The organism is Flavobacterium pokkalii (genome assembly GCF_014596575.1).
Lineage (GTDB): Bacteria > Bacteroidota > Bacteroidia > Flavobacteriales > Flavobacteriaceae > Flavobacterium > Flavobacterium pokkalii.
In genome coordinates, this window is the sequence record NZ_NASZ01000015.1 from 1 (window position 1) to 13,720 (window position 13,720).

General features: G+C 35.9%; 8 protein-coding genes. 2 read left to right on the plus strand and 6 right to left on the minus strand.

Annotated features, from left to right (window positions below):
* The first annotated feature begins 343 nt into the window (after positions 1–343).
* Entirely contained in the window at positions 344–3,916 is a 3,573-nt protein-coding gene (locus tag B6A10_RS10135) for a LamG-like jellyroll fold domain-containing protein (RefSeq protein ID WP_188220805.1), read from the plus strand.
* Between the two features lie 44 nt (positions 3,917–3,960).
* On the opposite strand, the gene B6A10_RS10140 is transcribed toward B6A10_RS10135, so the two are convergent.
* Both B6A10_RS10140 and miaE read right to left on the minus strand, forming a co-directional pair.
* Positions 3,961–6,708, minus strand: a complete 2,748-nt coding sequence (locus B6A10_RS10140) for an AsmA family protein (RefSeq protein WP_188220806.1) — start codon at positions 6,706–6,708, stop codon at positions 3,961–3,963.
* A gap of 52 nt (positions 6,709–6,760) precedes the next feature.
* Entirely contained in the window at positions 6,761–7,342 is a 582-nt protein-coding gene (gene miaE, locus B6A10_RS10145) for a tRNA-(ms[2]io[6]A)-hydroxylase (RefSeq protein ID WP_188220807.1), read from the minus strand.
* A gap of 104 nt (positions 7,343–7,446) precedes the next feature.
* On the opposite strand from miaE, the gene B6A10_RS10150 reads away from it, so the two are divergent.
* On the plus strand, positions 7,447–8,691 hold the full coding sequence (locus tag B6A10_RS10150; RefSeq protein ID WP_188220808.1) for a glycosyltransferase family 4 protein: 1,245 nt from the start codon (positions 7,447–7,449) through the stop codon (positions 8,689–8,691).
* A 54-nt stretch (positions 8,692–8,745) separates the two neighbouring features.
* Here B6A10_RS10150 and B6A10_RS10155 read toward each other — a convergent pair whose 3' ends face one another.
* From B6A10_RS10155 to porV, 4 genes are all read right to left on the minus strand, one after another.
* Positions 8,746–10,389 (minus strand): dihydrolipoamide acetyltransferase family protein, encoded by a 1,644-nt coding sequence (locus tag B6A10_RS10155; protein ID WP_188220809.1) that lies wholly within the window; start codon positions 10,387–10,389, stop codon positions 8,746–8,748.
* 7 nt (positions 10,390–10,396) lie between these two features.
* A complete protein-coding gene (gene pdhA, locus B6A10_RS10160) occupies positions 10,397–11,395 on the minus strand; it encodes a pyruvate dehydrogenase (acetyl-transferring) E1 component subunit alpha (RefSeq protein ID WP_188220810.1) in 999 nt (332 codons plus the stop codon).
* A 144-nt stretch (positions 11,396–11,539) separates the two neighbouring features.
* Complete coding sequence (cdd, locus tag B6A10_RS10165) at positions 11,540–12,022, minus strand: cytidine deaminase (protein WP_188220811.1); 483 nt, start codon at positions 12,020–12,022, stop codon at positions 11,540–11,542.
* Positions 12,023–12,096: 74 nt separating this feature from the next.
* Complete coding sequence (gene porV / locus B6A10_RS10170; protein WP_188220812.1) at positions 12,097–13,296, minus strand: type IX secretion system outer membrane channel protein PorV; 1,200 nt, start codon at positions 13,294–13,296, stop codon at positions 12,097–12,099.
* Between the last annotated feature and the right edge of the window lie 424 nt (positions 13,297–13,720).

The following is a 13,720-nucleotide window of genomic DNA, read 5'->3' on the forward strand; positions in this document are numbered from 1 at the left end:
TAAAGCCTCGGTTCGTCGCCTTTAGCTTCGCTCCGTTCGGGCTAACGCCCTCGGGTCTTTGAAAACCCTATCCAATTCGGATAGGGTTTTTGTTTTATAGATGTGTAGGAAGGATACTGGGAGGTGTTTTTTGGGGTATGGTTATGGCTTTATATTTTGTCTAATAATTAAACCTCAAGAAAGAAAGCAGAACAGTTTCGAATGTTATTCCTAGAGTATTCAATGTTTTTCCTGCTTTTATGAATGCTGATTTTGATGTTTTGTACAGAACAGGATAGGGCAGGATGATCTTCTGTTGTTAAATAAGTAGTTTTGATTTAATTAACCAATCAACTGTTTATTTATGAATTTTAAAACTTTACTTTTTAAACAAGTTCCTAAAAGTTTATTGCTTTGTGGTCTTGTGCTAAGTTCTGTTAATGTGAAATCTCAAACACTAGCTTTTCCAGAAGCGCAAGGTTTTGGTAGATTTACAACAGGAGCCAGAGGAGCGGCGAATCCTCAGATTTATTTCATAACTAATTTGAATGACAGTGGTCCCGGATCTTTTAGGGATGCTGTGAGTCAGGAAGGACGTTTCGTTATCTTTAAGGTAGGTGGTATAGTCAACTTGTTAAGTCAGGTTGTAGTTGCTAAAAATACTACTATTGCAGGTCAAACAGCTCCGGGAGAAGGAATTGTTTTTTTAGGTCCAAGAGTTACATTTACAGGGGCAAGTAACACTATTGCCCGTTATTTACGTATTAGATATGGCGGTACTTCTCAAAATCAGGATGCATCTGGTTTAGCAAATGGGGCTAATATGATATTTGATCACATGACTTTTACCTGGGGAACAGATGAAGTTTTTTCTATCAATTGGGATAGCAAAGGTTTGAGTCCGGATAATATTACGATTCAAAATTCAATAATAGGTCAGGGACTACATCGTCATAATCATTCGGCAAGTGGTTTGATTCAGCCTTCCGGGGGGAAAATTAGTTTAATAGGGAATTTGTATATAAGTAATAAAACCCGAAATCCTAAAGTAAAAGGGGTTAATGAATTTGTAAATAATGTAGTTTACAATTGGGGGAATTATGGGAACATATACGGACATACTGAATCTGGTGAAGCCTATATTATGGGAGGTGATTCTGCGGGACAATCTGATGTGAACATTATCAATAATTATTTTATAGGAGGACCAAATACAAGTACAACTACTTCTACACCATTTAACAGAGGAAATTCTAATTTTTATTTATACGGCTCAGGAAATTATTTTGATAATAATAGAAATGGTGTTTTAGACGGTAGTTTAGTTCCGCAGGATTTAACTGGTTATCCTACTGGAGATGCTGCAAGTATTTTATCGACACCTTATGATTATCCGATGAAAAACACAACGCTTTCCGCTTTAGATGCCTATAATAAAATTATACAAAGTGCCGGAGCATCTTACCCAAGAAGAGATCAGGTAGATAATTTAATGATTTCAGATTTGATGTCAAAAGGAACGACGGGAACCTATGTTTATGTTCAAACAGATTTGACTAAACAATTTGGGTTTATAAATGGAGGTGCCGGTCATGTTTATGGTGCACCTTCTCCGGTTGACACCGATAATGATGGTATGCCGGATGCCTGGGAAGATGCTAACGGATTGGATAAAAGCAATCCAAGTGATGCATTAAAATATAGTAAATCTGCTCCAGAATATTTTAATATTGAAGTATATATTAATGGGTTGATTTATACAACGCCACCTGAATTTATTATCCCACCAACCGAAGTTACTTTTAATGCCAGCACAGTTGAATTACCTACTCCATCGAGTAAAATAATTGTGACTTGGAAAGATAATTCAGACAACGAAACTAATTTTGTTGTTGAGCGTTCTACAGATGGAACTACATTTACACAAGTAGCTCAGGTTACTGCCAATACAACAACTTATACAGATACAAATTTGACTCCTAATACTCAGTATTTTTACAGAGTAAAAGCAATGACAGGAAATGATTCTTCCGGTTATAGCGATGTCAATTCGGTAACCACACCGGCTATTCCAACTGCACCGGCTAAAGCGGCCAATCCAACTCCTGCAAATGGATTTGATTATGCTGAATTATCTGCTGGAAAGTTAACGCTAAAATGGACCGGAAGTTCTAATACAACGGTTTATACCATTTATTTAGGTACAGATGCATCGAGTTTGAATAAGGTAGCGGATGTTAATTACGCAGTAAGTCCATCTTACCAAGTTTCGAATTTAGTGTCAGGAACTAAATATTACTGGAGGGTGGATGCTACTAATGCTAAAGGTACTGCAACCGGAACAGTATGGAATTTTAGAACTATTGCTGAATTTCCTTCCGGGATGACAGGACATTGGCCTTTTAGAGAAGCAGCCGGAGAAGGTGATGATATTATTGATTTATCTGAATATGCTAATAATGGAAAATTAGATTCTGATTTTGATAATGCGAATGTAAAAATTGTAGGGAAAGCTAATAACGCTTTGGATTTTTCGACTTCAAAGAATAATAGTTATATGGCTAGTATTCCAAATGCCGATCAAATTTATCTGAATAACAGTTCTTTTTCAATATCTTTTTGGATGAATGCGGCAGCTAATTTGATGCCAACAGGTACTTCTAGTACTTATTTATTATGCAAAGGATCTTTTACTAAAAATGCAACTACAGGTGCTACAGGAAAACGTTATAATGTTGAATTTAAAAGCAGTCAACTTCGTTTTGCAATTGATGATGATGTAACCAAAAAAGAATTGTCTGTATCGGCTACAGATTTCTTTAAAGGAAGTTGGGTACATGTGGTGATTATGCGTGATATTGCCGCTCATAAAATGCGTTTGTATCGTGACGGAACTCTTATTAGTGAAATTAGTGAAACAGGAGTTACAGGAATTGGCGAGCCAACAGATTTAATTTTAGGAAATATTGGAGAACTGGAATTGGAATCAGGAACAGCACCGGCTCCTTATAAAGGGAAGTTAGATGAATTGAAGATATTCAATTATGCACTTTCTGCTTCTGAGGTTGTTGAAATATATAATACCACAGTTATTAATGCTCCATCAAATGTTACTTATGAAGCAAATACTATTGCAACACCATCGGCTTCCAGTTCTGTTGTTTTAAACTGGAATGACAATTCTAATAATGAAGCTAATTTTGTAATTGAACGTTCAACGGATGGAATTTCTTTTGAACAAATAGCAGAATTGGATGCTAATACCATCACTTATACAGATAATACTGTTGACCCAAATGCGAAATATTTTTATCGATTAGCAGCAACTAATAATACAGATGCTTCAAATTTTACGGATACTCTAGAATTGACAACACCGGTGGCTCCGGCTCCTGCAAAAGTGATAAATCCAAATCCTGCTGACGGATCTTATTTCTTAGAATTGCCGGTTGAAAATTTCAATTTAAGTTGGATCAGCAAAATTGATGCAACCAGATACACCGTTTATTTTGGTACTGATCCAAATAATCTTAGTCCGATTGGGGAAGTTTCTTATTCTGAGAATCCATCGTTTCAGTTGCCAACAACTTTAACTTCCAGAGTCTATTATTACTGGAGAGTTGATGCGACTAATGATTACGGAACTACTACGGGAGATGTTTGGAGTTTTAGAATCACAACCAATGAAATAGCGATTCATCCTAATCCGGTTAAGGAGCAAATTAATATTAATATTCCATCGTATAATTCGCCTTATATCAATGCAACTTTAATTGATTCGAGCGGGAATATTATTTTTGATAAAACTTTAGAGAATAACGGAAACAGCAGAGGTAATTTTAAAGTTCATTTAATGGAGCGACAATTGCCGGGAGTTTATATCCTTCACGTGGTTGGGGAAGATTTAAATAATCATATTAAAGTACTTATTAACTAGGAAAGAAAAGAGCCATCAAACGATGGCTCTTTTTAGTTTTGCGCTTATTGAATGCTGTCTTTCGTTTCTTCTAAATCTTCTGTTTTTCGACCTACTTTAATTTTAGGATTGTCTTTATTTCCTGTGATAGTTAATGGAATTCCAAGAATTCCCAACGGAGGTAAGCCTAAACGCATTTTTAGATTCAGTCGGCCGTCTAAGCTGGTAGTTCCTTCAATTCGGGGTCTGAATCCGGCAAATTTAAATTTGAAGCGTTCAATGGTAATAATATTATTTTTAACAGAGCTTTTAATATCTACCTGATTCAGTTCAGGATTTTTAATGCTTTCTTTGTCCGTTTTTTTAGCGACACTACTAAACATTTTCATTCCATACATTTTGACATTTTTTATCGAAACCACTCCGTTTCCGGATAAAGAAGGCAAAACCGGCTCCATGTTTTGATTCAAACGTCCTTTAAGCGAATAGTCAAGTGAAATGATTCCTTGCGCTTTTTCGGCGGCACTGGCCATTTCTCTAAATATTTTTACTTCATTATAAGCACGTTTAATGTCAAATTCATTGGCTTTGATTTGATATTCAAAAAGCGCATTTTTAGGGTTGACGCTTTTGTAGGTCGCATTCATGGCAACGGTACAGCCAATTAAATCAAAACCTGTATTTTGCATACTGAGTAATCCGTTTTTCATTTTCAGACTTCCTTTGGCATTTTTAAGTGTTAATCCGTTAAAATCTACTTTTTGAGCATTGGCTCTGAAGCGTAAATCTAAATTTGGCGGAACCACAATTACTCCTGTTTCCGTTGTGGTATTGGTGTTTTCTGTCGAAGTTTTGCTTTCTGTTTCAGGAGTTGCTACCGTAGTATTTGACATAAATTCATCCGCATTGATGTATTTTGAACTTAATGAAAAAGAACCGTGTAAAACGCCGTCTTTGGCAGCAATAAAGTTAAATACATTTTGCAAATAGCCATTTAATTTAAAATCCGACTGACCGTAAGAAGCCAGGAAGGTATTGAACAGCATCTTGTCGTTGTTGAATTTAAAAATCCCTTCACGGACTAAGAATTTTTTAGGCAAATATTCCGAAGCCAATTCGATGTTTTTGATTTCTAAAGTTCCGCTGTTTTTAAGTTTGGAATAGTTTCCTTTTTCGGCATCACTTTGTTTTCCTTTCAAGGCTAAATCCGCTTTGATAAAACCATTAACTTCAAGTCCTTTTTGAGAAAAAACCTGATAGATTTTTCCAATATCTAAAGTCCCTTTGGCCTGAATATCATAAATAAGATTATCAAAATTACTAAGATTGGCTTTAACAAAAACCGGATTTCCTTCAAAGGTAAATTGAGCCGGTTGCAAAATTACTTTTAAATTGTCAAAAGTTCCTTTAGGATTAGAAACCGTTGAAACAACCGAAATATCAGTTATCGGATTTGGGTAATATTTTGTTTTTAAATAACCGCTGTTCAAATTGATTACGGCATTAGTTACAGGAAATAATCCATTTTTTTTATCAAATTTTCCTTTAGAAGTTCCGTCGGTAATTAGTGTTCCTTTGAGTTCTAAATCAGGAATTCCCAAAGCACGATTCAATTTTTCCAAATCTATTTTGGATTGCAAAGCAGCATCAATGTTGAGTACTTCTGTTCCGGTGCTGTACAGTTTGGCCTTTAGTGTTTCCTTATCGATGTTCAGTGAAAGATTTTTTAAATCAACAATTAATAAATCCGGATTTAATGAAGGTAATTCAGTTGAAAAATCAACGTTCAAATTACTTATCGTTGCCGGACTTTGGTTGTAATTAACGCTTCCGTCTTTTACTTTAAAATCCAAACTAAGATTTGGAGCAATATTTTGCGAAGCGATATATTTCCCTTTCAATGCTAAATTGAAATTGGTATTTCCGGTTAATTGTGTTTTATCCAGCCAGGTGATGAATTTTGGAGGAAAAGCAGTAAAAAAATCGTTTAGCTTACTGTTAGTTGTTTTTAAAAGAAAATCCATGTTGTAACCTTCTTTCAGGAAGTCAAATTTCCCTTTGAAATCAACTACTAAATTATTTATTTTTAAATCATTTTGTTGGAAAATAAACGAAAGCGAGTTAACATTAACTTTGGTAATTAACGAAGCATTCACTTTTTTATTCATCAAATAAGGTTCGTTGTCATACAGCAGATTTAATTTGGAAATTTGAGCTTTTGAAGACAAATCAAAAATGGCTTTGCTCAAATCGCCTTTTCCTAAATAGTTGAAGCCAAAAATATCAAAATGCAGTTTTGTTGATAAATCATCGTAAATAATTTTACTGTTATTGATTTCGATTTTTTCTAATTTCAACGAATTATCGCCGTCTTTTTCTGCTGTTTTGGTTTTTTCGGATTTGTAAACATTGTAATTGGCAAAACCTTCCTGATTAACTTTTACATTAATATCGGCTTCAGAAAGAAAAATTTTGTCGATGTTAACTGATTTTCCAAAAAGCAAACTCGGTACATCAATACCAAAAGCAATTTCTTTGGCAGTAATTAATTTTTCGTTTTGAAACGGGGCCGAACCGTTCAGTTTGAAATTTTCCAAACTTACGGTCAATGACGGAAAATGATTGAAAAAAGAAACATTGGATTCCGAATAATCCAGTTTAGCATTCAGTTTTTGATTGGCTACTTTTTTTATTTCTGCATTTATCTTGTCTGCAAAAACATAAGGGGCAATGAATAAAAAAGCCAATATACTGACCAATGCAATTCCTATATATTTTACTATTTTAAAAAATATAGCTTTTTTTTGAGACATGATTTTGAGAGGTGTTTGTGAAAAAAATAGGAACGTGATTTTGTATATAATATTATCCGTGAACGGTTTCGTTTTTGCCATAATTGACCATAATGGATGTTTCATATTCAATCCATTCCTTCCAACGTTTGTCCACATCAACATTGTCGGCATATTTACGGGCAAAACCTAAAAAAGTGGTGTAATGATTGGCTTCACTAATCATTAAATCACGATAAAATTTAGATAATTTCGGATCTTTGATGTTTTCGGATAATACTTTAAAACGTTCGCAACTTCTGGCTTCAATCATAGCTGAAAAAAGCAGTCGCTCACATAAAGCATCATTGCGGCTTCCGTCTTTTTTCATAAATTTAAAAAGTTCGTTTACGTAGCTGTCTTTGCGTTCACGACCAAAAGTAAGTCCTCTTTCTTTAATCAGGTCGTGAACCATTTTAAAATGTTCCATTTCTTCCTGAGCAATAAGGATTAATTCGTTTACCAATTCTTCTTTTTCAGAGTTTTGGGTAATCAAACTGATGGCGTTTGAAGCTGCTTTTTGTTCGCACCAGGCATGATCGGTTAAAATTTCTTCGATATTAGTTTCTACGATATTTACCCATCTTGGGTCGGTGGCTAATTTTAATCCTAACATGATTTTATATTTAGGCTACAAAATTAAGTTTTTTGCTTCGTATTCTATTATATTTTCGACCTTTGCTGTTATTTTACCGTTACTTTACCGCATTTTTACATTCAATGAATCAGAACAGACACTTATTAATTATCGGATTTGTATGGCCAGAGCCAAATTCTTCGGCAGCAGGTGGGAGAATGATGCAATTAATTTCATTATTTCAAAAACAGGGTTATGAAATTACTTTTGCGAGTCCGGCTCAGGATAGCGATTTTATGGTTGATTTAAGTCGATTTGATGTTGTGAAGCAAACGATACATTTAAATTGTTCCAGTTTTGATGTCTTTGTCAAAGAATTGAATCCGTCAATTGTTTTGTTTGACCGATTTATGGTCGAAGAGCAATTTGGATGGCGTGTGGCCGAAAATTGTCCGGATGCTTTACGAATTTTAGATACCGAAGATTTGCATTGTTTGAGAACAGCCAGACAAAAAGCATTTAAGGAAAAGCGAATATTTGAAACTACAGATTTATTAGTTGAGGAAGTTGCTAAACGTGAAATTGCCAGTATTTTGCGTTGCGATTTGTCGTTGATGATTTCCGAATATGAAATGGAATTATTAGCAACTACTTTTAAAATAGATTCAGCTTTATTGTGTTATTTACCGCTTTTGTTAGAATTGAATGTAATTCCTGATTTGGAAAAATTGCCTTCTTTTGAGGAAAGGACAGATTTTGTTTTTATAGGTAATTTTCTCCATGAACCCAATTGGAATGCGGTTCAGTATTTAAAAGAAACGATTTGGCCGCTAATAAAAAAGCAATTACCGGAAGCTGTTTTGAACGTTTATGGAGCTTATCCTTCGCAAAAAGTTTTGCAATTGCATAATTCCAAACAAGGGTTTTTGATTTTGGGTAGAGCTGAAAATGCTAATGAAGTTGTCGAAAATGCTCGAGTGGTTTTAGCACCTTTACGTTTTGGTGCAGGAATAAAGGGTAAATTATTGGAAGCCATGCAATGTGGAACGCCATCTGTTACAACTTCGATTGGAGCCGAATCAATGCAAGGAGGTTTGAATTGGAATGGTTTTGTAGAAGATACGCCGGAATTTTTCGCTGAAAAAGCGGTTCAATTATATCAGGATAAAGACCTTTGGTTACAGGCTCAAAAAAATGGTCTGGAAATAATCAAGCAACGTTATTTGAGAGTTTTATATGAAGATGGTTTTGCTACGCAAATTGAGTTTTTAGTTTCGAATATCAAGCAGCATCGTTTAAATAATTTTATGGGAGAGTTGTTGCAACATCATACTTTAAGAAGTACCAAGTATATGTCGAAATGGATTGAGGAGAAGAATAAAGTATAAAAAAAGCCGTTTTGATTTTTCAAAACGGCTTTTTTAAGTATTTAAAATGAGTGTTTATGCAAGCATAGTCACTGGGTTTTCAATGTATTGTTTTAATGTTTGTAAGAACTGAGCTCCGGTTGCCCCATCGATAGTACGGTGGTCACAAGCAAGAGATAACATCATTGTGTTTCCTACAACGATTTGTCCATTTTTAACCACTGGTTTCTCAACGATTGCTCCTACAGAAAGGATAGCTGAGTTAGGTTGGTTGATAATTGAATTGAATTCAGTGATACCAAACATTCCAAGGTTAGATATAGTGAACGTACTTCCTTCCATTTCTGAAGGTAATAATTTTTTGCTTTTAGCTCTTCCAGCCAAATCTCTTACGCTTGCACCAATTTGAGATAAACTCATACCATCAGTAAAAGGTAATACAGGTACAACTAATCCGTCTTCTACAGCAACAGCCACACCAATATTTACATGGTAGTTGATTGTTATGGCATCAGCAGACCATTGAGAGTTGATTTTTGGGTGTTTTTTCAAAGCTAAAGCAGAAGCTTTAATTACCATATCGTTGAAAGATACTTTTGTATCTGGAACGGTGTTGATAGTTGCTCTTGATTTCATCGCTTCATCCATAGAAACTTCGATTACTAAGTTGTAATGAGGTGCTGTGAATAAAGATTCTGATAAACGTTTCGCAATGATTTTACGCATTTGCGAATTTTTGATTTCTTCAGTGGCAATTTCTCCAGCTGGGACATAAGGTTTAGCAGCAGGTGCAGCAGCAGTTTCTGCTTTAGCAGCAGCAGCTTGTGGAGCGGCAGCAGCAGGAGTAAAGTTTTCAATATCACTTTTTACGATACGTCCGTTTTCTCCAGAACCTTTCACTTGACTCAATTGGATTCCTTTGTCAGAAGCAATTTTTTTAGCTAATGGAGAAGCAAGGATTCTTCCTCCGTCAGCAGGAGCTTCCTGAGCAACTGGAGCAGCAGCAGCAGCAGCAGCAGCCTGAGCAGGTGCAGCAGCTTTAGCTTCTTCAGCAGGAGCGGCAGCTTGTGGAGCGGCTCCGGCAACAAAACCGTCAGCAATTCCGCTGATGTCAGTTCCTGCAGGTCCGATGATAGCTAATAAACTATCCACAGGAGCTGTGTTTCCTTCCTGAATTCCGATATATAATAAGGTTCCTTCGTTGAAAGATTCAAATTCCATTGTTGCTTTGTCAGTTTCAATTTCAGCAAGGATATCTCCTTCGCTTACTTTGTCACCTACTTTTTTCAACCAGGTTGCAACTGTTCCTTCAGTCATGGTGTCGCTCAATCGAGGCATAGTTACCACAATAACTCCAGCTGGTAATGCAGCAGCCGGTTTAGCGGCAGGAGCAGCTGTTTCTTCTTTTTTAGTTTCAACTGCAGCAGGAGCGGCGGCAGCAGGTGCAGCATCTCCGGCTAATAAAGCAGAAATATCTTCACCTTCATTTCCTATGATTGCTAATAATGAATCTACCGGAGCAGTTTCTCCTTCAGCAATACCAATGTGTAAAAGAGTTCCTTCGTTAAAGGATTCGAATTCCATCGTTGCTTTGTCAGTTTCAATTTCTGCAAGGATATCTCCTTCGCTTACTTTGTCTCCTACTTTTTTAAGCCAAGTTGCTACCGTTCCTTCCGTCATGGTATCACTCAAACGAGGCATTGTTACTTTTATCGCCATAATATTTTTATAGTTTATGAGGTGTAAATGGATAATCTTCTTGTGCGTATACTACATCGTATAATTGCTCTAATTCTGGGTATGGAGATGATTCAGCAAAATCAACACATTCCTGAACTAATTCTTTTACTCTTTCATCGATAGCTTCGATTTCAGTTTCTGTAGCGTATTTTTTGTCTTTGATAATATCTAAAACCTGAGTGATTGGGTCGATTTTTTTGTATTCTTCTACTTCTTCTTTAGAACGATACAATTGCGCATCCGACATAGAGTGTCCTCTGTAACGGTATGTTTTCATTTCAAGGAAAGTTGGTCCGTCACCACGACGAGCTCTTTCAATGGCTTCGTGCATTGCTTCAGCCACTTTTACAGGATTCATTCCGTCAACTGGCCCGCAAGGCATTTCGTATCCTAAACCTAATTTCCAAATATCAGTGTGGTTAGCTGTTCTTTCAACTGAAGTTCCCATAGCGTAACCGTTATTTTCAACGATGAAAACTACTGGTAATTTCCATAACATTGCCATGTTGAAAGCTTCGTGTAAAGAACCTTGACGCGCAGCACCGTCACCAAAATAAGTTAAAGTAACTCCTCCGGTATTGTTGTATTTGTCACCAAAAGCGATTCCGGCTCCTACAGGGATTTGAGCTCCCACAATTCCGTGACCACCATAAAAACCGTGTTCTTTTGAGAAAATGTGCATTGATCCACCCATTCCTTTAGAAGTTCCAGTAGCTTTTCCAAGTAATTCAGCCATAACGCGTCTTGGGTCAGTTCCCATACCAATTGGCTGAACGTGGTTTCTGTAAGCAGTAATCATTTTGTCTTTGGATAAATCCATCGCGTGCAATGCTCCTGCAAGTACCGCTTCCTGACCATTATATAAATGTAGAAAACCTCTAATTTTTTGTTGGATGTATAATGCAGCTAGTTTATCCTCAAACTTTCTCCAAAGTAGCATGTCTTCATACCACTTCAAATATACTTCTTTTGTAACTTCTTTCATCTCAAGTGTTCTTTTACTAAAGTTTTTATTGTGTTGTCAATTAGTACTTTTTTGCAAAATTGTTTATTTAGGTCAAATTTGCGAAATGCAAAAATAGAACATTCCATCTAAGAACTAAAATTATAATGCTAATTTTTAGTTTTATTAGAGCAGTTTTTTGTTAAATATTAAAGGGAGCAGGTTTTTTAAAGATTCCGATTTGTAAATTTTGCCTATTTCTCCCATGAAATAAATTGCAATCGGACTCTCTTGTTTTGCTTCGTATTCGGCTATGGATTGTCGGCAGGAGCCGCAAGGTGTTATAGGGGAAGCGGTATTGGTTTTCTCAGAACTGGCGGTTATAATAATTGTTTCGATTTTTGAATTAGGGAAATTCGATGCAGCCTGGTACAAAGCGACTCTTTCGGCGCAAAGTCCGGATGGGTAAGCCGCGTTTTCCTGATTGGTTCCCAAAATTATCTCACCGTTGTCTAAAGCAATTGCGACTCCAACTCTGAATTTAGAATAAGGAGCATAGGCATTTTTTTGTGCTGTAATGGCTTTTTTGAATAATTTCTGAATTCCCTCTGGTAGTTCTTCTGTGTTGTTGAAGATGGAGAATTTGCTTGTTATGATAATTTCTTCCATTTTATTTAAAGGTAAAAAAAATCCAAATTTCATCAGGTAGAAATTTGGATTTGATATTGTCTGTTTATCTGTTATTAATATTCTTCGTATTTATCGCCAAAATTAAAAGTTAGAGAAAAACGAAGTGTGTTTTCCAAAGGATTTGGGATTTTTGAAGCAGAAAATAAATAGGAAACATCAACTTTTACAGAAGTATATTTGAATCCGGCTCCTAAAGAAAAATATCTTAATCCGCTTTTACTGATGTTTTCATGGTGGTATCCTAATCGCATAGCAAAAGCATCCTGATAAGAATATTCGGCACCGACAGAATACATGACTTCTTTTAGTTCTTCTTTGAAACCGTCAGGAGCATCGCCTAGAGATTTGAAAAGACCGGAAACCCAGCCTGTTTTACGGTAGTCGTTGTAGGCTAAGTCGTAGTCGGTTTCGTCAACGGTTCCGTCTCCATTCATGTCTTTTCCTGAATAAGAACCATTGTTATAACCTACTTTGGGAGTTGGAACTAATAATTTGTTTAATTCGAGATTTACGCCTAATTTGTTATAATCGTCTAAAATGAAGTCGAAACCACCTCCAAGTTTTAAGTTGGCTGGTATGAAGTTGGAACTTATCTCGTCATTGTCATAACTGATTTTAGGTCCTAAGTTTTGGAGGTTGAACCCGGCTCTCCATCTTCCGTTAAAGCTGTTGTAGGCTATCTCTTCTGATTGGTAAAATCCGGCTACGTCAATGGCAAAGGTGCTTGCAGCTGTTGCGTCAGTATTGTCGGTGGCTACTTTTAGGTTGGAGTGAATGAATCTTGCGCCAACGGCCATTGAGAATTTTTCACTTAATTTAAGAGAATAGGATCCGTCAATTGCAAATTCGTTTGGAGCAACAGTAGCAAATTGTTCCTCCGGATCTCCGGTTTTTCTGAGTTCAATATCTCCAAAACCAAAATAACGGATGCTTCCTGCAAAGGCACTTCGGTCGGAAATTTTATTGTAATAAGTGATCTGTCCTAAGGAAATGTCATTGGCAAGACCGGTCAGGTAAGGGGTGTAACTGGCACTTGCTCCTTGTTTGTATAAGGCAAAAGCATATTTAGCAGGATTCCATTGCTGTGAAAAAGCATCGGCTGAAGTGGCAACTCCTATATCGGCCATACCGGCAGCTCTGGCATCGGCAGCAACAGTCAGAAAAGGAACTGCTGTTGTAATTGGTCTCTCTTGTTGTGCTTGTATTAGTGAGAAAGAAAACAAGGAGAGGGTTAAGAGTATAGTTTTTTTCATTGGTTAGTGGAAAATTGATTCAACAAATATAGTGTTTTATTAAAAAGTTGCAAGTTTTTCTCTTTGAATGTCTTTAGTGTTGGATAAGTGTTGCTTTTTATGTTTTATCTTGAGCTTAGTGTTAAGATTCTGATTAATTATAACTATTAATTCTGATTAATATTGTGCTAAAGGAGTATTTAATTATTCGCTTTTTTTGGTGTAAAAAAATGGAGAATTGTAGTTTTGGTGAAGAGAAAGTAATGAGGAATTTAATAAAAAGTTTAAAAGGCTAAAAAAAAAGCGTTAAGTGTGCTAATAAATAATAAAAAGTATAAATTTGCGTTAAAGTTTAGTGGAAAAAGAGGTTGTAATAATTAAAAATACTATTGTAGATTAATCCTTAATTATTATATTGCACCACCCAAAATCACCATTTTAAAAT

Coding starts and splice junctions, on each gene's coding strand:
- B6A10_RS10135 (WP_188220805.1), top strand. CDS start 344: ATGAATTTTAAAACTTTACTTTTTAAACAAGTTCCTAAAAGTTTATTG.
- B6A10_RS10140 (WP_188220806.1), bottom strand. CDS start 6,708: ATGTCTCAAAAAAAAGCTATATTTTTTAAAATAGTAAAATATATAGGA.
- miaE (WP_188220807.1), bottom strand. CDS start 7,342: ATGTTAGGATTAAAATTAGCCACCGACCCAAGATGGGTAAATATCGTA.
- B6A10_RS10150 (WP_188220808.1), top strand. CDS start 7,447: ATGAATCAGAACAGACACTTATTAATTATCGGATTTGTATGGCCAGAG.
- B6A10_RS10155 (WP_188220809.1), bottom strand. CDS start 10,389: ATGGCGATAAAAGTAACAATGCCTCGTTTGAGTGATACCATGACGGAA.
- pdhA (WP_188220810.1), bottom strand. CDS start 11,395: ATGAAAGAAGTTACAAAAGAAGTATATTTGAAGTGGTATGAAGACATG.
- cdd (WP_188220811.1), bottom strand. CDS start 12,022: ATGGAAGAAATTATCATAACAAGCAAATTCTCCATCTTCAACAACACA.
- porV (WP_188220812.1), bottom strand. CDS start 13,296: ATGAAAAAAACTATACTCTTAACCCTCTCCTTGTTTTCTTTCTCACTA.